We start from the raw sequence: 19,690 nt of genomic DNA on the forward strand, positions 1-19,690 counted from the left end.
CACCCCCGCCGGTTCGGTCAACCGCCCCCCGGCGGCGTAAAGCCAGGTTAAGGACGGACGGGGCGCCGTCTCGTCCTCCGGCGGTACGAACCCTCCCCGAGCCGTAGTACGGAGAACCCCCTAGGGGAAGTCCACCGACGGGTGGAGTCCTTCTCGGGGTCGGTCTCCACCCTTCGACCCGGGCAGCCTCCACCCTCCCGTGGCGTGAGGGTCAAGTCGCCGCCGGTTCCCGCCGGGTGGCGGCCCGTTCTTGCCAGGTGGACGCCTACTCCCGCCGGGTGCGGGCGGATGGGAAGCTGTCGTACACGACATAGATGCATGAGGGGCACACGGGGAGGGGATCCGGGGTGGGGAGCACGACACCCGCGATACGCGCGGCGGGCCGGGAGTCGGGGACGGGCCGGCGCGGGGCCGTGGTGGCCGCGCTGATGCTCTCGATGGCGCTGGCGGCGCTCGACTCCACCGTCGTCTCCACCGCCGTACCGCAGATCGTCGGCGACCTCGGCGGCTTCTCCGTCTTCTCCTGGCTGTTCTCGGGCTATCTGCTGGCCGTGACGGTGACCCTGCCGGTGTACGGCAAGCTCTCCGACACCTTCGGCCGCAAGCCGGTGCTGGTCGCGGGCGCCGCGGTGTTCCTGCTGGGGTCGCTGCTGTGCGCGGTCGCCTGGAACATGGCCGCGCTGATCGCGTTCCGGATCGTGCAGGGCCTCGGCGGCGGGGCACTCCAGGGCACCGTGCAGACCCTCGCCGCCGACCTGTACCCGCTGAAGGAGCGCCCGAAGATCCAGTCGAAGCTGTCCACGGTGTGGGCGGTGTCGGCGGTCGCCGGGCCGGGGCTCGGCGGGGTGCTGGCCGCGTACGCGGACTGGCGGTGGATCTTCCTGGTCAACCTGCCGATCGGCGCGGCGGCGCTCTGGCTGATAGTGCGCCACCTCCACGAGCCGGTGCGCGCGCCGCGCACGCCCCCGCGGGTGGACTGGGCGGGCGCGCTGGCGGTCTTCGCCTGCGGGGGCGTGCTGCTGACGGCGCTCGTCCAGGGCGGGGTGGCGTGGGCGTGGTGGTCCGCGCCGTCGTGCGCGCTGTTCGCCGGCGGGTTCGCGCTGGCGGGTCTCGTGGTGTGGATCGAGCGCCGGGCGGCCGAGCCGATCATCCCGGGGTGGGTGTGGCGGCGCCGTACGATCGCGGCCGTCAACCTCGCGCTCGGCGCGCTCGGCCTGCTGATGGTGGCGCCGACGGTGTTCCTGCCGACGTACGCGCAGTCGGTGCTCGGGCTCGCGCCGGTGGCCGCCGGGTTCGTGCTGTCGGTGTGGACGCTGAGCTGGCCGGTCTCGGCCGCCCTCAGCCAGCACGTGTACCGGCGGATCGGCTTCCGCGACACCGCGCTGCTCGGCATCGGCACGGCCGCGCTGGTCCTGTTCGCGTTCCCGTTCCTGCCCTACCCGGGGTCGGCCTGGCAGCCGACGCTGCTGATGCTCCTGCTCGGCGCCGCGCTGGGCCTGTTCCAGCTGCCGCTGCTCGTGGGCGTGCAGTCGACGGTGGGCTGGGCGGAGCGGGGCACGACGACCGCGTCGGTGCTGTTCTGCCGGCAGACCGGCCAGACGATCGGGGCGTCGGTGTTCGGCGCGGTCGCCAACGGGGTGCTGGCGTCCAGGCTGGGCGGCGCGGGCGACCTCGACTCCGTCACCCGCACGCTGGACGACGGAACGGCCCCCGAGGCCACCCGGCACGCCGTCGCGGACGCCGTCCACGCGGTGTACTTCGGCGCGGCGTGCGCGGCCGCACTGGCGTTCCTGGTGCTCCTGGTCCTGGCACCCCGGCGTTTTCCGGTCCTGACGGAGCACTGAGGGCGACTGCTCCGCCACGCGCGACCGCCGCCGACCACGAGTGATCGCGGCCGTCCGCCACGCGCGACCGCCGCCGCCCGGAAGCCCGCTCCCGCTACCGCCCGTTCGCGCGGCGGCGCACCACCAGGACCGCGCCCGCGCCGAGGGCGAGGGCCGCCACGACGGCGCCGACGAGCGGGAGGGCCGTACCGCCACCGGTGTCCGCCGTGTCGCCGCCGGACGACCCGGCGGCGCCGGTGACGTCGAGCCGGATGCCGGCCTCGTCGTTCCCCGTGTCGGTGTCGAACGGCCGGGACGCGCTGGTCAGTCCGACTGAACCCCGGGCCCCCGACACCGCCTTGTCGATCCTCAGGCGGAAGGCGTAGCTCCGCTCGTACCCTTCCTCGACCCAGGGGAAGTCGACGCCGCAGACGTACTCACCGGGCCCCGTCCTGCGGCAGTAGGGGTCGGCCTTGGCCACCGTCGTACCGGAGGGCATCCTGACCACGATCCGGGCGGCAGCGGCCCGGTCACGCCGCTGCACCCAGCCGGGTCCGGCGTCGGTGAAGCTCACGGTCAGGGGGACGGTGTCCCCGACGCCTCCCTGCAACCGCGCCCCGGTGACCCTGAAGTCGGCCGTGTTCACGGCGGTCACCGGCACGTCGGCCGCGTCCCAGCGGCTGTTCTCCGCGCTGCCCGCGGGCGCCGGGGTGGCGTCGGGCCGCTCGGCCAGCTCGACCGCGGGCGCGGTTCCGTGCACCTCCGGGGTGAAGTTGTCTCCGGCGTAGGGGTACCCGGCGATCTCGGCCTTCACCCCGACCACCTCGTACAACGCGCTGCCGCGCACGGGGAAGGTCAGCTGCCTCCCGGGCGCGTAGACGACACCGGGCCGCACCGTCTGGTCGAACTCGCAGATCACTTCGGTCCTGTCCGACTGCCCGTCCACCACGGTGATCGTCGTGTACGTGCAGTTGGAAGGGAGTTCGGCCCGGTCCGGATGGGCCAGTCCGTGGCTGAGTGTGTACGTCAGCCAGACCTTGCGGAGCGCCTCCGTGCCCGTGTTGGTGAAGCCGGCGGGCACCTGGACGGTGCCGCCCGGCTCGACCCCGTCGACCGAGGCCATCCTGCCCAGGACCACCCCGGCCGACGGATCGTCGGCCGAGGCGGCCACGGCGGGCGCGGCAGGGGTGGCACCCGGCGCGACCAGGCAGAGGGCGCCGAACGCGCCGACGGCCCGCCCGAGGACGCGAAGTCCGGAAGTGGTCTGGAACACGGGGCCCCCAGGTGAAGCATCGGCGACGTACGGGCGAACGGCGGGTCACGGCGCGCCCCGCCCATCAGACTCCCACCGCCGTCGAACAGTTGTAGCGGCCGGCGAGAGGCAGGAGCACCACCCGAGCCGCCGCGGATCGAGGCGCGCGGGAGAATCCGGGTTAACGCGGGTAACACCCGAGGTCAGACACGTTCGCGTGAAGTAAGCGCGTACCGGGCGGCCAGTTGCCGAAAATGGCCGCACGCCCCGGATACCTGCGAGTAACGTGCGTCCCCCGCTCCCTCCTCTCCCTGCGGTCCGCCGCCACGGACCCGAGCCACGCAAGGAGCACCGGGATGTCCCACGACCTTTCCGGCCCAGCCGACCCAGCCGATCCAGCCGACTCCGCGGCCCCTTATGGCCTTTCCGGCCTCTCCCCGCGGGATCCGTCGCACCTCACCTACCCCTGGCAGCCGCTGCCGCCCGAGCCGCCGAGTCCCCGCCACGCGCCGCGCCGGGAGCCGGTCGGCCACCACAGCGACCTGCGGGTGCTGCGCGGCGCCTACCGCCTCCAGCGGCGCACCGCGGCCCTCACCGCGCTCGGCTACTTCACCCTGTTCCTGGTGCTGTCGGCGTTCGCCCCGGGCTTGATGACGAGCACGGTCGCCGACGGCGTACCCGCGGGGCTGCTCCTCGCCCTCCTCCAACTCCCCGTCACCTGGCTGGCGATCGCCCTCTACGAGCACACCGCGCGGCGCCACGTCGACCCGCTCGCCGACCGCATCCGCAGGACCGCGGAACTGGACGCCAGGCGCGGGGCCCTGCGGTGACCGGCTTCAGCGGCTCCGCCCAGTCCATGTCGCTGGTCGCCTTCACCGCCGTCGCCACGCTCACGCTCCTGCTGTGCGTGATGACCGGCCCGGACCGCGACGACCTCGACGAGTTCTACACCGGCTACGGCTCCCTCTCCCCGCTCCGCAACGGCCTGGCCATCGCCGGCGACTACATCTCCGGGGCCGGCGTCCTCGCCACCGCCGGCGTGATCGCCCTGTGCGGCTACGACGGCGTCGTCCTCGCCCTCAGCACGGCCCTGTCGCTGCTGCTCCTGATGTTCCTGCTGGCCGAACCGCTGCGCAACGCGGGCCGGTTCACCATGGGCGACGCGCTGGCCCGCCGGATGCCCGGCCGCGGCGTACGGATCGCGGCCTGCGCGGTGACCGTCGCCGCCCTGCTGCCGCTGATGCTGGTCCAGCTCGCCGGCGCCGGCCAGCTGATGGCCTTCGTCCTCGGCTTCTCCAACGAGACCGTGCAGACCGGCTGCGTCATCGGCCTCGGCGCCCTGATGATCAGCTACGCGGCCATCGGCGGCATGAAGGGCACCGCCCTCATCCAGATCCTGAAGATCGTGATGCTGCTCGGCTCCGGCACCGTGGCCGCCCTGCTGGTCCTGCACCGCTTCGACTGGGACCCGGGCGCCCTGCTCGCCGCGGCGGCCCGGGGCAGCGGCGCCGGAACCGCCTACCTGCAGTCCGGCCTCCAGTTCGGCGGCGGTCCCGCCCCCCGCCTGGACATGATCAGCTCGGAGCTGACCGTCGTCCTCGGCGGCGCCTGCCTGCCGCACATCACCATGCGCATGTACACCGCCTCCAGCGCCCGGCAGGTCCGCCGCTCGATGTCCTGGGCGGTGTCGTGCGTGGCCCTGTTCGTGCCGGTCGTCGCCGTCGTCGGCTTCGGCGCCACCGCCCTGGTCGGCCGCGCCGCCGTCACCGCGGCCGACCCGCAGGGCAACACCGCCTACCTGCTGGGCTCCCGCGCGGCCTTCGGAGCCCACGTGTCGACGGCGGAGACCCTGCTCTTCACCACGGTCACCACGGCGGTCTTCCTGACCCTGCTCGCCAGCGTCGCCGGCATGATCCTCGCCTGCGCCAACTCCCTCGCCCACGACGTCTTCGCGACCCGCGTCCAGGAGATGCCGGCCCGCCGCGAGATGACCCTGGCCCGCGTCTCCGCGCTCGCCATAGGAGTTCCCACGATCCTGCTGGCGGTCCTGGTCCAGCACCACAGCCTGCAGCCCCTGATCACCCTCTCCTTCTGCATCGGCGCCTCCGCCCTCGCCCCCGCCCTGGTCTACGGCCTCTTCTGGCGCCGCTACACCCGCACCGGCCTGCTCTGCACCCTGCTCGGCGGCAGCCTCACCGTGCTGCTGCTGATGCCCGGCACGAACCTGGTCTCGGGCTCACCGGGCGCCGCCTTCCCGCACGCCGACTTCAACTGGTTCCCCTTCACCACCACCGGCCTCGTCTCCATCCCGGCCGGGTTCTTCCTGGGCTGGCTGGGGACGGTGGCCTCCGGCCGGCGCCGGGCCGCGGAACAGCGCCGGCAGTACGAGGCGGTGGAGGGGTGGATCCTGGCGGGGGCGGTGCGGAGGGGGAGCTGAGAGGGAGCCGGGTGGGAGCCCGAACGGGAGCCCAGTGGGCGTCAGCGGAGAGGGAGGCGACGGCGCCGGGCCGGGCGCGGGGCGCTATTCCGCCGCCGCGCGCCCCGTCAGCGTCACGAGGCTGTCCCGCATGTGGTCCATGTGCGCCTGCACGTCGTCCCAGGTCTCGCCGTGCTCGCGCAGCACCCGCTCGGTCTCCCGCGCGACGTGCTCCTCAGTGGCCTTGGCCTCCGCGAGGACCTCGTCGGCCCGCACCTGCGCCTCCTCCTCGGAGCGGCGCGCCGACTCCCCGGCCTCCTCCAGGGCCCGCTCCGCCTCCGCCAGGGCGGCCTCGGCGCGCGCGATGCGTTCGGCGTTGTGCGCGTCGACCGCGGCGGCGCGCGCGGCCTCCTCACGCTCCTCCTCGGCCCAGCGTTCGGCGTGCTCCTTGGCCTGCTCGGCGAGCATCCCGGTGGTGCGCTGCCGCACCTCGCGCAGCGCCGAGAGGGCCTCGCCCCGCTGCTCCTTGACCTCAAGACGGGCGCCGATGCGGATGTCCTCCGCCTCGGCGTTCGCGGCGAGCAGCAGCTGGCGGGCGCGTTCCTCGGTGTCCGTGCGGAGCGCCTCGGCCTGCTCCCGCACCGCGTCGCACTCGCCGTCGGCGAGCGCCGCGGCCTCCACGACCCCCTCCGTCAGCTCGCGCCGGGCGCCCTCGCGCAGGTTCTTCGCCTCCTCCGCCACGAGCCGGAAGATCCGGTGCGCGCGGTCCCCGAGCGCCTCGTACGTCTGCGGCGGAAGCTCCTCGACCACGGCGCGCATCCGCTCGGCCTCCGCCTCCATCTCCTTGGCGAGCACGGTGAGCCGCGCGGCCCGCTCCCAGGCCGCGTCCCGGTCCTCGCCGAGCACCACCATGAACGCGTCGACCTCGTCGGGGCAGTAACCACGCCCCCGGACGGTCACGAACTCGTACGGCGACATCGATGCGCTGCTCACCTGGAACCCCTCTCCGCCGGACCCGCACGAAATGATGATTTCGCGGATATCTTGATGGATCGGACGTAAGTGTTCATAACGCGACACTCCGCTTGCCGCGCCGGAAACACCGCACGCCGCACCGGAGAGGGGAAAGCGCGTCAGGGGGCGCGAAAGCTCAGCCGCGCGCCCTTCGGTAGCGGGTCAGCACCGTCGCACCCACGCGTTCCGCGGACAGACACTCCAGCTCGGCGGGCGGCCCGCCGGCCGGGAAGAGCGGCCGGCCGGCGCCGAGGACGGTGGGGAAGGTCAGCAGCCGGTACTCGTCGACCAGGTCCGCGTCCGCCAGGGCCTGGACGACCCCGATGCTGCCCATGACCACCACGTCCCGCCGCTCGGTCTTCACGGCGTCCAGGAGATCACCGTCGAGGAGACGGGAGTTCGCCCACGCGGACACGGCGGACCCGCCGGACAGGGTGCGGGAGGCGACCAGCTTCGGTGCGGCGTTCAGGCGCGTGGAGAAGTCGTCGTCCCGGCCCGGCCACACCCGGGAGAACGCCTCCCAGGTGGAACGTCCCAGCAGTACGACCCCGTCGTCCAGGGTGCGGCCCAGACCGAACCTGTCCCCGGCGATCTCCTCCCGGCCGAACCGGAAGATCCAGCCGCCGTACGGTGTGCCTCCGGAGCCGTCGGGGTCGGACACGATCCCGTCCAGGGTGGTGAATTCGATGACGACAACGCTCATGACGGTTGTCCCTTCGCTCGATGGTCACCGGTACATACCGGCGGCACGGGGCGGACTCATCGGCGTCGACGGAACTTCTTCAGGGGACTTCTTCAGCTGCTTCAGGGAACTTCCGGCGGTGCCAGCGCCGTCAGTACGCCCGGGTCCGTGAACACCGTGTTGCGCGCGATCCGGCCGTCGCCGGTGACCGTGAAGACCTGCACGCTGTGCAGCCGGTGCCCGCCGCCGGGCTCCGGGGCGTACGCGGCGAGCGCGGGCTGTGCGCTGACGCTCAGCAGGCGCGTACGCCAGCCGGTCCCGCGCATCCGGAACACGCGCTCCATGAACAGGCCGTAGCCGTCACGGCCCCGGTACCACAGCGCCAGCGGCGGCATCTCCAGGACCGCGTCGTCGGTGAGCAGCCGTACGAGCGCGGGCACATCCGCCGCCTCGAACGCCCGCGCGTACCTCCGGACCGCCTCCCGCACCCCGGGATCGTCCGGCTCGGCCACCTCGTCCGCGGCGCCCGTGCCCGCGAGAGCGGCCCGCGCCCGCTGCAGCGCGCTGTTCACCGCCGGCACCGACGTCTCCAACTGGTCCGCGACCTCGACGGCACTGAACTCCAGCACCTCGCGCAGCACCAGCACGGCCCGCTGCCGCGCGGGCAGCAGCTGCAACGCCGCCACCAGCGCGAGCCGCAGATCCGCGCGCACCTCCACGTCGAAGCGCGCGTCGGGGAACGGCTCCAGCCACGGCACGTCGAGCGCCGGCGTCAGCGGCGCCTCCGGGTCCGCGCCGGGCGCCCCGAGCCCCGACGGCAACGGCCTTCGCGCGCGCCCCTGAAGCGCCGTCAGGCACACGTTCGTCGCGATCCGGTACAGCCAGGTCCGCACCGACGCCCGCGCCGGGTCGTAGCGGTCGCGGGCCTTCCAGGCGCGCAGCATGGTCTCCTGCACCAGGTCCTCGGCCTCGTGGAACGAGCCCAGCATCCGATAGCAGTACGCCACCAACTCGCCCCGGTACGGCTCGAAGTCCACCCGCCCATCATGCCCGCGCGGCCCGCACGCCGGGGGGCGAAGCCGTGCACACGCGCGGAGGGCCGGTCCGGTCAACCGACCGGACCGGCCCTCACCGGTCGTTCCTACCGCCGCATCACAGCAGCCCGTCCCACATCTGCTCCAGCAGCACCGACCACCAGCTCTCCGGCGAACCGAGCGCCGCCGGGTCCAGGGAGGCCAGCTGGGCCTGGAAGTCGACGGTCCAGCGGCCCGCCTGCTCCTGGTTCAGGCCGAACCTGAGCCGCCACATCCGGCCCAGCAGCGCCAGACAGCGGGCGAACTCCGGCAGCCCCGTGTTCACGAACTGCGGCGGCGCGGACGCCCCGCCCGGCCCCGCCTCCACGGGCACGGCCACGATGTTCGCGGTGCCGTACTGCACACAGAGCGCCTTGCCGAAGTCGGTCCCCATCACGAGGTACGACGCCGCGTCCGACGCCGGCTGCAACCCGCGCTCCTGCGCCAGCTCCGCCAGCGTCGGCACCGGCCGGCCCGGCTGCGCCTGCGCCCAGAAGAACGGCCCCATGTCCAGCGGCAGCCCCGCCGCCACCAGCGTGTGCGCCACGACCGGCGGCACGCCCTGGCGCGACACCGCCGCCTGCTCGAACCGGAACACACCGGGACCGAACGCCGCCGCCAGCTCCTGCGCGATCGCCTCGGGCGGGATCGGCGGCGCCGCCTGCACCTGCGGCAACGGCGCCCGCACCGGCGCGGGCCGCGCGGGACCCGCCGCCACCTGGTGCAACTCGCCCTGATGCGCCAGCAACTGCCGCATCCCCTGCTGCCGGCTCGCGTGATCCGTGCCGTACGGCGCGATGCTCGCGAGCCGCGCCTGCGGCCACTGCTCCCGGATCATCCGCGCGCAGTAGGCACCCGGCAGCTCGCACGACTCCAACTCGGTGTGCAGCTCCAGCACCTGGTCCGGCGGCACGTTCATGGCCCGCAGCTCGTGGAAGATCTGCCACTCCGGGTGCGGAGTGCCCGGCGCCGAACGCCGGATCAGCTGCTGCTCCGAACCGTCCTGCGCCCGGTAGCGCAACACCGCCTGGTATCCCGGCCCGACCGTCGGCTGCCCCTGCTGCGGGTAGCCGTACGCCGGCGGCTGCTGGCCGGGAACGGGCTGGCCGGGAACGGGCTGGCCGGGCGGCGGCATCGCACCGGCCGGCATCGGCGGCGGCATCTGCGGGGCGCCGGGCGGCGCACCGGGGGCGGGCGGAGCTCCCACCGGGGGCGCGGCCAGCACCGTCTCCGCGTGGTGAACCGCCGGCCCGCCCGCACCACGGGCAGCGCCCTGCGCGGGAGGCGTGCCAGGGACGCCGGGGGCTCCCGGAGGCTGCGCTGCGCCGGGGGCAAAAGGCGCACCGGGAGCGCCCGGAGGCTGCTGCACGCCCCCGCCCACTCCACTCGGACCGGCCAGCATCGTGGCCGCATGCTGAACGTCGCCCTGCGGCGGACCGCCCGGAACACCGGGCGCGGCGGGCGGGTTGGGGGCGCCCTGCGGAGTCGGCGCACCCGGCACCCGCGGCGGCCCCTCAGACCCCTTGGGCCCCGACGGCGACACCATCTGCGTCGGCGCATACCCACCCGCGGGCGGCTGCGGCGCACCCCCGGGATGGGCACCCGGGACACCCGGGGTTCCCGGCGCACCCGGGACGCCCGGCGGCGGAGGCGGCGCACCGGCCCCGCCGCGCGCCTTGCGCGGAGGCGGCGCGGCCCTGCTCGTCGCGGCGTCCGCTATGTCACCGGCGTTCGGCGCGAGAGGCCGCCCCGGACCGGCGGGAGCGGCCGGACCCGCCGGACCCACCGGACCCGCCGGAGGCTGGGGCGCACCCGGAGCACCGGCCGGTGCCTGCGGATAGCCGTAGCTCGGGGCGGGCGGCGCCTGCGGGTAACCGTAGGAAGACGCGGGCGGCGGCACGGGCGCCTGCGGCCGTCCCGCCGCACCCGGCGGGGGCGTACCGGGAACCGCCGGTCCCTGCGGGTAGCCGTACGACGGGGCGTCCTGCGGAGCCGGCGCGGGCGTGCCGCCCTGCGGCGCACCGCCCTGCGCGCTCGCCTCGTCGAGCGCCGGAGACACCGCCGTGCGCGGCAACTGGCTGCCGCCCGCCATCAGCGCCGTCTCGGCCTCTCCCAGGCCACCGTCGTCGGCATCGCTCAGCGGCGGCGCGAACACCGTCGCGGGCAACGGGACGGAACGGTCCTCGCCGGCATCGGCGTTCGTGTCGGTGCCGGCCCAAGGAGTCGCACCGGCGGGCACGTTGTGCGCGCCCGGCGCACTCGCCCCGGCACCGGAGGCCGCGCCCGCACCGGCCGCCGGCCAGGCAGCACCACCGCTCCCCGCCGGCACCCCGGCCTGCGTCTCGGCCAGCCCATTGGAACCGGAACCCGCGCCGGAAACGGAACCCGCGCCGGCACCCGCACCCGCCGACGCCCCGTCACCCCCCGACCGCCGATCGGGAATACCCAGCTTGTCCGCCGCCTCCTGGAGCCACTCCGGCGGGCTCAACAGGAACGACGTCTGGTTCAGGTCCACCCGGGCCGCGGGCGCCGGCACCGCGTCGGCGACCTCCGCCTCCCGGCCGTACTCCTCCTCGTACCGGCGGATCACCTCGCCCACCGGCAGCGCCGGCCACAGCGTGGCCTCACCGCTGTCACGGGCGATGACCAGCCGCTGCCCGCCCGCGTCCGACCGCGGGCCCTCCGCACGGTCCTCGCCCCACACCACGAACCCGAGGCCGAACTCCCGCACCCGCACCTCACGATGCTGGTACGCGGGCACGTCCCCGTTGATCCACTCCTCCGCGCGCTCCTGCGCCTGCGCGAACGTCACCATGCCGGACCTCACTCCCCCGAGCCAACAGAAGAGACCGGGACAACATGCGCGAAGCCGCCGTCCACCATCAGGTTCGCCACCGTCTCCAACTCCGGCGGGGACCCCGCCAGCCGGGACAGGAACGCGTCGAAGTCCTCACCGCACGGCAGCAGCAGGCGCTCCACCCGCTCCGCCGGCGGCCACCCCGGATCCACGTCACGCGCGTCGTCGTACGCGCAGAACCACACCGAACCCAGCCGGTCGCCCTTGACCTTCACCGCCAGCAGACCGCCCTGCACGAAGCCGACGCCCAGGTAGTCCTTGGTGAGATGGTCGCGCAGGCACTTGTTGACGTACACCAGGTCGTTCACCGCCGCCTCGTCGCGGACCGTGAAGAACGGCTGGTCCACCAGCAGTCCGAGGCCCGCGTCCAGCGCCGTGCCCACCGGCGCACAGCCGCCCGCGGCCTTCAGGAACGAACGGTACGCACCCGGCAGCCGGTACCCGAGGTCCTCCTCGACCCCCTGGACCTGTGACTCCGACACCGCCACACCCGACTTCGGCAGCCCGAAGTGCGCCGGACGCGTCTCCTGCAACGGCCGCGTCCCCCGCTTGTCGTGGTCCACCCGCGCCGTCGCCACCCCGCCGTGATGCCGCAGCAGCGCCTTCACCTCGACCGGGACCAGTTCCAGCCGCCGCGACCCCGCCACGTGATGCCACGTCCAGCCGTGCGGCGTCGCCACCGCCGGCACCGTGTCCCACAGCTCATGCCCCGAAGCCGCCAGCACCGCGTTCGCGGACACGAAGTCCGTCAGCCGCAACTCGTCGACGCCGAAACCCTCCGGCGGATCGGCGATCTCCGCCGCCGCACGCGCGTAGGGCGAGAAGTCGGGGTAGCCGTGCTCGTCGATCCGTACCCCTCTCGGGTGACGTGCCGCCCGGACCGGATCCGGGAAATGCACGACCTGCCCGGCATAGGCCGCGTTCGGCGGCGCGGCCTGCTGCCCGAGCCGACCTGTCGTCATGACGGTTGCCCCCTGCGGCACTCTGTACGAACCGGCATCACGCCCCTGCGGCGCGGCACGGCCCGTATCCGGCTGTCTCTCCCACGTCCCAGACGCGTCGACCGCGCCCATCGCGGTTGCCGACAGCCTATGCGGTACACGAACCCCGGTCACCGGGCCTCCGGTTCCGTGACCAGCCGTCACCCCGCCGTGACAGCCTGCCCAAACCCGGGCGTGTCGCACCGCCCCAGCTACCGCACCCGCCACGGGATTTGGCAGTCTGTGACTTTCGGGGGGATGCCCGGGAGGGGAAGACGATCATGAACACCACACAGACGGGACCACACACCGCCATGTCCGGCGCCGCCCACGGCGCCTCCAACGGCGACCCCCGCATCGGCTGGAGCAGCAGCGAAATACCTCCCGCGCCCACCCTCCAGCACCGTCGCGACGGCATCCTGCCCACCGTCGCCGCCGCCCTCTCCGTCCGCGGCGCCACCCTGGCCGGCACCGCAGCCCGCGGCGACCAGCCGCCCCCGCTGCACCCGCTGGTCCAGGAGTTCCTCGACACCCTGCCCAGCGGACAGCGCGACCGCTTCACCGGCCGCTGCGCCGAGGCCATCCTCATCTCCCGGCACATCAGCGCCGCCGACGACGCCCGCAGCAAACGCGCCGCCCGCAAACCCATGACCAACGGCGAAGCGCGCAAGTCCCTCAAGCAGGCCAAGCTCACCGCCCGCCGCATACGCGAGGACGGCGACCCCCTGCACGGCAGCTTCGCCGCCCCCTGCCGGGCCTGCGCCGCCCTCACCGCCCACTTCGGCGTCCGCGTCGTCGACCCCACCACCACGGACGCCTGACGCACACCCGCCCCCACACGCCGCACACCCGCACCACCGAGTCACCCGAACCACCAGCACCAGCACCCGCACCCGCACCCGCCGCACCAACCAGGACGATCGAAGGGCAGATGCACGCCGACCGCACCTCCACCACGCGCTTCTCCGTGCCCGTCGACGCAGCCCTGCGCGCCGCCGGCTGGCAACCCGGACGCTGGGACATAAAACAGGCCGAGGTCTGGGCCGACGCCCTGCGCGAGCACGCCTCACCCGCCGGACACCGGCACGCCGTCTTCCCCGCCGCGGTGGAAGCCTGGGCCGAATTCGGCGGCCTGCACATCAACCCCGCCGGCACCGGCCGCCAGGTCGCCCCCGCCATCCTCCACCTCGACCCCCTGCACGGCCTCCACCTGGCCCGCACCCTCGGCGACCTCGGCCGCGCCCTCGACACCGAGGTCTGTCCCCTCGGCGCCGAGACCGACACCCAATCCGTCCTCGCCATCGACGCCGAGGGCGGCGTCTACACCCTCGACCACACGGGCGACTGGTACGTCGGCCCCGACATCGACCACGCCCTGACCGCCCTCATCGCCGGCGTCGAACCCCGGCGCCTCACCACCCGGCTCTAGAGGCCGAGAGGCCGCGGGTCAGGTCGCCGGAATCACCGCCGACACCCGGAAACCCCCGGCGTCCGTCGGCCCCGACACGAACACCCCGCCCAGCCCCAGCACCCGCTCGCGCATCCCCACCAGACCGTTCCCGCCCGACGGCAACCCCGCCGACGCGGCCGACGCCGGCTCCGGCGGCGGCTCGTTCTCCACCTGCATCGCGATCTCCGCCACCCGGTGCGCCAGCCGCACATGCGTCTTCGCACCCGCCGCGTGCTTGTGCACGTTCGTCAGCGCCTCCTGAACCACCCGGAACGCCGTCTGCTCGATCGCCGCCGCATACGACCGCGCATCCCCCTCCACCGACAGATCCACCACCATCCCCGCCGCCGCCGACTGCCCCACCAGCACCTCCAGCTCCGACAGCCACGGCCCCTCCTCCTCGGCCGCCACCCGCGAAGCCGCCGCCGCGGCCGCCACCCCCACCGCGGCCAACGGCACCGAAACCGCCACCGAGGCAGAAGCCGAGGCCACCGTCGTACGCCGCTGAGCCGCCTCCCCCGAACGCAGCACCCCCAGCATCTCCCGCAACTCCGTCAACGCCTGACGCCCCATGTCCCCCACCAGCGCCGCGTTCTTCACCGCCTTCTCCGGATCCTTCCGGGCCACCGCCTGCAACGCCGCCGCGTGCACCACCATCAACGACACCCGGTGCGCCACCACGTCGTGCATCTCCCGCGCGATCCGCGTCCGTTCCTCACCCCGCGCCCACTCCGCACGCTCCTCCGCCCGCTCCGCGAGCAGCTGAAGCTCCCGCTCCAGACTGTCCGCCCGCTCCCGCAGGCTCTCCATCAACCGCCGCCGCGCACCCACGTACAACCCCAGCAGCACCGGAGGCGCCGTCAGCCCCAGCGAAGTCGCCAGCGACGCGAACGGGACGAACCAGTCCCCCAGCGTCAGATCCCCCCGCGCCATGCTCTGCCGCACCCGCACGAACGTCACGATCAACGTGCCCAGGAACGTCATCCCCGCGAGCGCCACGATGATCCGCCGCGGCAGCTCCGCCGCGGCCAGCGTGTACAGGCCGACGATGCCCATCAGGAAGCCCATCTGGGCCGGCGTGATCGCGATCGCGACCAGCACCACGGCGATCGGCCACTTCCGGCGCAGCAGCAGCACGGAACCGGCCAGCAGACCGAACACGATCCCCGCGGACACCGGGATCCCCGCGTCCCGCGAGAACGGAATCCCCTCCGCGGCACACTCCAGCGCCGACACCAGCGCGAGCCCCACGTCCAGCACCGCACTACGCCACCGCGACCACCACCACGGCCCTCTCAAGGCCGTCGCGTGGTCTGCCCCCGTCGTGGTCATGCCTCCAGCCTACGGGCGCGGGGGTGGGCTTTTCCGGTGAGTTTCGTCTACTCGCCCACACCACACTCCGTAACCGAACACCACCGAAATGCGCCGATCATTCCGCCCGGACGGTATGTCACATCCACCCGATGCGTGCGGGACTTCGGGGTGCCGCGGGAGCGGACGGGCACACACGGGGGCCGGGAGGGAGCCGACTTGCACCGTCGCGTCGAAGGCGCCCGGTACGGCATAGTAGGGAGCGCCACTCGGCGGCCCGACTAAATGTCCGGTTCAGTCGAGAATTTTCCCCCGTGGTGTAATTGGCAGCACTGTGGCTTTTGGTGCCATCTGTCCGGGTTCGAGTCCTGGCGGGGGAGCCACGCCCGGTCCGGGCCCTGACAGCTCCGTCAGGGCCCGCTCCCATGTCCCCCACGAAACGCCCCGGTATCCTGCGGATGTCACCCCCACCATCCAAAAAGCCGAAGGGCAACCCCGTGAGCGCCATTCGCCCGGCAGCCGTCGTCGTTCTCGCAGCGGGTGAGGGCACCCGTATGAAGTCGGCCACACCCAAGGTCCTGCACGACATCTGTGGCCGTTCCCTGGTGGGTCATGTGCTCGCCGCCTCCCGTGAGTTGGACCCCGAGAACCTGGTCGTCGTCGTCGGGCACGCGCGAGAGCAGGTCGCCGCGCACCTCGGTGAGGTCGACCCCGGCGTCCGTACCGCGGTGCAGGAGCAGCAGAACGGCACCGGGCACGCCGTGCGGATGGCGCTGGATGAGCTGGGCGGCACGGTCGACGGGACCGTGGTCGTGGTGTGCGGGGACACCCCGCTGCTGACCGGGGAGACGCTGAAGCGGCTCGCCGGGACACATCACGGCGACGGCAACGCGGTGACCGTGCTGACGGCGGAGGTGCCGGACGCGACCGGTTACGGCCGTATCGTGCGGGACGCCGCCTCGGGGGCCGTGACGGCCATCGTGGAGCACAAGGACGCCTCGGACGAGCAGCGGGCGATCCGGGAGATCAACTCCGGGGTGTTCGCGTTCGACGGCCAGCTGCTGGCAGACGCGCTGGGGAAGGTGCGCACGGACAACAGCCAGGGCGAGGAGTACCTGACCGACGTGCTGGGGATCCTGCGGGAGGCCGGGCACCGGGTGGGGGCGTCGGTGGCGGGGGACCACCGGGAGATCGCCGGGATCAACAACCGGGTGCAGCTGGCGGAGGCGCGGCGGATTCTCAACGACCGGCTGCTGGAGCGGGCGATGCTCGACGGCGTGACGGTCGTGGACCCGGCGACGACGTGGGTGGACGTGACCGTGACGTTCGAGCAGGACGCCGTCGTGCATCCGGGGACGCAGCTGCTCGGCGCGACGCACCTCGGGCAGGGCGCGGAGGTCGGGCCGAACAGCCGGCTGAAGGACACCCGGGTCGACGCCGGGGCGCGGGTGATCAACACGGTGTCCGATTCCGCTCATGTCGGCGCGGACGCGAGCGTGGGACCGTATGCCTATCTGCGGCCGGGGACTCGGCTGGGGGCGAAGGGCAAGATCGGTACGTACGTGGAGACGAAGAACGCGTCGATCGGGGAGGGGACGAAGGTTCCGCATCTCTCGTATGTCGGTGACGCGACGATCGGCGAGTACTCGAACATCGGCGCGGCGAGCGTGTTCGTGAACTACGACGGTGAGAGCAAGCACCACACCACCGTCGGGTCGCACTGCAAGACGGGTTCGGACAACATGTTTGTGGCGCCTGTCACGGTCGGGGACGGTGCGTACACCGCTGCCGGGTCCGTGATCACGAAGGATGTGCCGCCCGGTTCGCTGGCCGTGGCCCGCGGTCAGCAGCGGAATATCGAGGGTTGGGTGGCCCGGAAGCGTCCGGGGAGTGCGGCGGCGAAGGCCGCCGAGGCGGCTTCCCGGCAGGGCGCAAGCGAGGACTGACCGGAAACAGGTGCGCCGAAGACGTCGTACCGTGATAAGTGCACACCCGCACCTAACCAGCTGTTTCGCCCTTCCGCGCCGGACACTCGGGGCGCGGAGGATCCAGCTGTACGGCTGAGACACCTCTGAGGAGACAGTGCTGTGACCGGGATCAAGACGACCGGCGAGAAGAAGATGATGTTCTTCTCCGGCCGCGCCCACCCCGAGCTTGCCGAGGAGGTCGCCCACCAGCTGGGTGTCGGGGTCGTCCCGACGAAGGCCTTCGACTTCGCGAACGGCGAGATCTATGTGCGCTACCAGGAGTCGGCGCGTGGTGCCGACTGCTTCGTGATCCAGAGCCACACGGCTCCGATCAACCAGTGGATCATGGAGCAGCTGATCATGATCGACGCGCTCAAGCGTGCCTCGGCGCGGTCCGTCACGGTGATCGTGCCGTTCTACGGTTACGCGCGGCAGGACAAGAAGCACCGCGGTCGTGAACCGATCTCGGCGCGGCTGATCGCCGATCTGATGAAGACGGCCGGTGCGGACCGGATCCTGACCGTGGATCTGCACACGGACCAGATCCAGGGCTTCTTCGACGGTCCGGTGGACCACCTGTTCGCGCTTCCGCTGCTCGCGGACTACGTGGGCACGAAGGTGGACAAGGACAAGCTGACGATCGTGTCTCCGGACGCCGGCCGGGTGCGGGTGGCGGACCGTTGGTGCGACCGGCTGGGTGCGCCGCTGGCGATCGTGCACAAGCGGCGCGACAAGGACGTGGCGAACCAGGTGACCGTCCACGAGGTCGTGGGTGAGGTCAAGGGCCGCGTGTGCGTCCTGGTCGACGACATGATCGACACCGGTGGCACCATCTGCGCGGCGGCCGACGCGCTCTTCGCGCACGGCGCGGAGGACGTCATCGTGACCGCCACGCACGGCGTGCTCTCCGGTCCGGCGGCGGACCGGCTGAAGAACTCGCGGGTGAGCGAGTTCGTGCTGACGAACACGCTGCCGACGCCGGGTGAGCTGAGCCGGGATCTGGACAAGATCACGGTGCTGTCGATCGCGCCGACGATCGCGAGTGCGGTGCGTGAGGTGTTCGAGGACGGTTCGGTGACGAGCCTGTTCGACGAGCAGTGAGTTGTAAAAACGCTTCTGCATGATCGCCAGCGCCCGGAGGGCGCTGATCGATTTCCTCGTGGCCTCCCGCGCCGAGTAGACTTCTCCAGTTGCTCGGCGAGGGAGGCCACGCCTCCGTTATCGACGCGCTCTTCGTAGCAGGCCGTTCGTGGCCGGGTGACCTCCCCCACTCTCGACTCCGCTCGGGCGGGGGGACCCCCATCGTTTCTACCTCTACGAGGAGTGATCACCATGTCCGAGGTGAAGATCGCCGCCGAGACCCGCAGCGAGTTCGGCAAGGGTGCCGCGCGCCGCATCCGTCGTGACAGCAAGGTTCCCGGTGTCCTGTACGGCCACGGTTCGGACCCGATCCACCTGACCCTGCCGGGCCACGAGCTGCTGCTCGCGCTGCGTACGCCGAACGTCCTGATCTCCCTCGACATCGACGGCAAGTCGAACGAGCTGGCGATCCCGAAGTCCGTCGTGCGCGACCCGATCAAGGGCTACCTGGAGCACGTCGACCTGCTGCTGGTCAAGCGCGGCGAGAAGGTCACCGTCGAGGTCCCGGTGCACGCCGAGGGCGAGCTGGCGCCGGGCGGCAACCTGCTGGAGCACGTGCTCAACGCGCTGCCGGTCGAGGCCGAGGCCACCCACATCCCCCAGGCCGTCACGGTCTCCGTCGAGGGCCTGGAGGCCGGCGCGTCCGTCCTCGCCAAGGACATCACCCTGCCGTCCGGCGTGACGCTGGCCGTCGACGAGGACGCGGTCGTCCTTCAGGTGCTGGCCGCGCAGGCGGAGGAGGCCGAGTCCGGCGAGGGCGAGGCCGAAGAGGCCGCCGAGGCCTGAGCCTCGCCGTCGTCGCTTCGTCAGCCGCTGTTCCCCCACGGGGGGCAGCGGCTGACGTGCAGCGTGAGCGCGCTGTACGCACGCTCGCTCTCCTTGTCATCGCTCGCCGCTCGCACTCGCACGCCGCGCGTATCAAGGAGAGGTGACTCCGCACCACCGCCGAAGCGGCGGGCTTCCAACCCGAAGGCTGCGGTCCAGCCCGAACCGGCCCCTAAAGGACTACAGGAAGGTTCCACGGCGCTACGCACCGTGCGCACCAGGAAGCGAGATGGACGTGAACACCCCTGCCAACGCCCCCTGGCTGATCGTCGGGCTCGGGAATCCCGGGCCCGAGTACGCGATGAACCGGCACAACGTCGGGTTCATGGTCGCGGACCTGCTCGCCGGGCGGATCGGGGGGAAGTTCAAGCGGGCCGGGAAGGCTCAGGCGCAGGTCGTGGAAGGGCGGCTCGGGGCGCCGGGGCCGGGGAGCCGGCGGGTGATCCTGGCGAAGCCGATGTCGTTCATGAACCTCTCCGGCGGCCCGGTGAACGCGCTGCGCGACTTCTACAAGGTGCCGGTCGGCAACATCGTCGCGGTCCACGACGAGCTGGACATCGACTACGGGGTGCTCCGTCTGAAGCTGGGCGGTGGGGACAACGGGCACAACGGGCTGAAGTCGATGACGAAGGCGATGGGCGCGGACTACCACCGGGTGCGGTTCGGGATCGGGCGGCCTCCGGGTCGTATGCAGGTCGCCGACTTCGTGCTGAAGGACTTCTCCTCGGCCGAGCGCAAGGAGCTGGACTACTTCGTGGACCGGGCCGCCGACGCGGTGGAGGCGCTGGTCACCGAGGGGCTGGAGCGGGCGCAAAGCTCGTACAACTCCTGACTTGTCCCGCACCTCTCCCGCACTTCTCCCTCGCTTGTCCCCTACGGAAGTTGACCGGCCGTAGGGAC

The 19,690-nt window shown here is 72.7% G+C and carries 16 protein-coding genes and 1 tRNA gene; 10 read left to right on the plus strand and 7 right to left on the minus strand.

The annotated features are described in order from the left end of the window. Positions 1–347: 347 nt before the first annotated feature. Positions 348–1,844: an MFS transporter gene (locus tag ACGF5O_RS38460; protein ID WP_393814562.1), complete on the plus strand. Its 1,497-nt coding sequence runs from the start codon at positions 348–350 to the stop codon at positions 1,842–1,844. A gap of 94 nt (positions 1,845–1,938) precedes the next feature. Here the strand turns inward: ACGF5O_RS38460 and ACGF5O_RS38465 are convergent, their stop codons facing one another. After that, on the minus strand, positions 1,939–3,096 hold the full coding sequence (locus tag ACGF5O_RS38465) for a hypothetical protein (RefSeq protein ID WP_393814563.1): 1,158 nt from the start codon (positions 3,094–3,096) through the stop codon (positions 1,939–1,941). A gap of 335 nt (positions 3,097–3,431) precedes the next feature. Here ACGF5O_RS38465 and ACGF5O_RS38470 point away from each other — a divergent pair, with 335 nt between their 5' ends. Continuing rightward, a complete protein-coding gene (locus ACGF5O_RS38470) occupies positions 3,432–3,905 on the plus strand; it encodes a DUF485 domain-containing protein (protein ID WP_393814564.1) in 474 nt (157 codons plus the stop codon). Further along, a complete protein-coding gene (locus tag ACGF5O_RS38475) occupies positions 3,902–5,512 on the plus strand; it encodes a cation acetate symporter (protein ID WP_393814565.1) in 1,611 nt (536 codons plus the stop codon). Before ACGF5O_RS38470 ends, ACGF5O_RS38475 begins: the two co-directional genes overlap by 4 nt. An 84-nt stretch (positions 5,513–5,596) precedes the next feature. Here ACGF5O_RS38475 and ACGF5O_RS38480 read toward each other — a convergent pair whose 3' ends face one another. The 5 genes from ACGF5O_RS38480 to ACGF5O_RS38500 all read right to left on the minus strand — a co-directional run bounded on the left by ACGF5O_RS38480 (position 5,597) and on the right by ACGF5O_RS38500 (position 12,079). Further along, on the minus strand, positions 5,597–6,484 hold the full coding sequence (locus tag ACGF5O_RS38480) for a cellulose-binding protein (RefSeq protein WP_393814566.1): 888 nt from the start codon (positions 6,482–6,484) through the stop codon (positions 5,597–5,599). A gap of 157 nt (positions 6,485–6,641) precedes the next feature. Further along, positions 6,642–7,208: a dihydrofolate reductase family protein gene (locus tag ACGF5O_RS38485; protein ID WP_393814567.1), complete on the minus strand. Its 567-nt coding sequence runs from the start codon at positions 7,206–7,208 to the stop codon at positions 6,642–6,644. A 101-nt stretch (positions 7,209–7,309) separates the two neighbouring features. After that, complete coding sequence (locus ACGF5O_RS38490) at positions 7,310–8,224, minus strand: RNA polymerase subunit sigma-70 (protein ID WP_393814568.1); 915 nt, start codon at positions 8,222–8,224, stop codon at positions 7,310–7,312. Positions 8,225–8,339: 115 nt separating this feature from the next. Then, complete coding sequence (locus tag ACGF5O_RS38495) at positions 8,340–11,075, minus strand: SUKH-4 family immunity protein (protein ID WP_393814569.1); 2,736 nt, start codon at positions 11,073–11,075, stop codon at positions 8,340–8,342. 8 nt (positions 11,076–11,083) lie between these two features. Further along, entirely contained in the window at positions 11,084–12,079 is a 996-nt protein-coding gene (locus ACGF5O_RS38500) for an SMI1/KNR4 family protein (protein ID WP_393814570.1), read from the minus strand. 299 nt (positions 12,080–12,378) lie between these two features. On the opposite strand from ACGF5O_RS38500, the gene ACGF5O_RS38505 reads away from it, so the two are divergent. Together ACGF5O_RS38505 and ACGF5O_RS38510 are read left to right on the plus strand one after the other, a co-directional pair. Further along, positions 12,379–12,918, plus strand: a complete 540-nt coding sequence (locus ACGF5O_RS38505; protein WP_393814571.1) for a YwqJ-related putative deaminase — start codon at positions 12,379–12,381, stop codon at positions 12,916–12,918. 110 nt (positions 12,919–13,028) lie between these two features. Next, the gene (locus tag ACGF5O_RS38510; RefSeq protein WP_393814572.1) at positions 13,029–13,526 is read left to right on the plus strand and encodes an SUKH-3 domain-containing protein; all 498 of its coding nucleotides are present in this window, start codon (positions 13,029–13,031) and stop codon (positions 13,524–13,526) included. Positions 13,527–13,544: 18 nt separating this feature from the next. On the opposite strand, the gene ACGF5O_RS38515 is transcribed toward ACGF5O_RS38510, so the two are convergent. After that, a complete protein-coding gene (locus ACGF5O_RS38515; RefSeq protein WP_393814573.1) occupies positions 13,545–14,879 on the minus strand; it encodes a sensor histidine kinase in 1,335 nt (444 codons plus the stop codon). A gap of 287 nt (positions 14,880–15,166) precedes the next feature. On the opposite strand from ACGF5O_RS38515, the gene ACGF5O_RS38520 reads away from it, so the two are divergent. From ACGF5O_RS38520 to pth, 5 genes are all read left to right on the plus strand, one after another. Then, positions 15,167–15,241: transfer RNA gene (locus ACGF5O_RS38520), tRNA-Gln, on the plus strand. A 114-nt stretch (positions 15,242–15,355) separates the two neighbouring features. Then, positions 15,356–16,804, plus strand: a complete 1,449-nt coding sequence (gene glmU / locus ACGF5O_RS38525; protein ID WP_393814574.1) for a bifunctional UDP-N-acetylglucosamine diphosphorylase/glucosamine-1-phosphate N-acetyltransferase GlmU — start codon at positions 15,356–15,358, stop codon at positions 16,802–16,804. A 141-nt stretch (positions 16,805–16,945) separates the two neighbouring features. Then, a complete protein-coding gene (locus ACGF5O_RS38530) occupies positions 16,946–17,926 on the plus strand; it encodes a ribose-phosphate diphosphokinase (protein ID WP_294004061.1) in 981 nt (326 codons plus the stop codon). A gap of 231 nt (positions 17,927–18,157) precedes the next feature. Next, positions 18,158–18,751, plus strand: coding sequence for a 50S ribosomal protein L25/general stress protein Ctc (locus ACGF5O_RS38535; RefSeq protein ID WP_393814575.1), 594 nt, complete (start codon positions 18,158–18,160; stop codon positions 18,749–18,751). Positions 18,752–19,019: 268 nt separating this feature from the next. Continuing rightward, positions 19,020–19,622, plus strand: coding sequence for an aminoacyl-tRNA hydrolase (gene pth, locus ACGF5O_RS38540; protein WP_393814576.1), 603 nt, complete (start codon positions 19,020–19,022; stop codon positions 19,620–19,622). Positions 19,623–19,690: the final 68 nt, after the last annotated feature.

Origin of the sequence: Streptomyces sp. NPDC048291, from assembly GCF_043201715.1 — a bacterium.
In the GTDB taxonomy this organism is placed as follows: domain Bacteria; phylum Actinomycetota; class Actinomycetes; order Streptomycetales; family Streptomycetaceae; genus Streptomyces.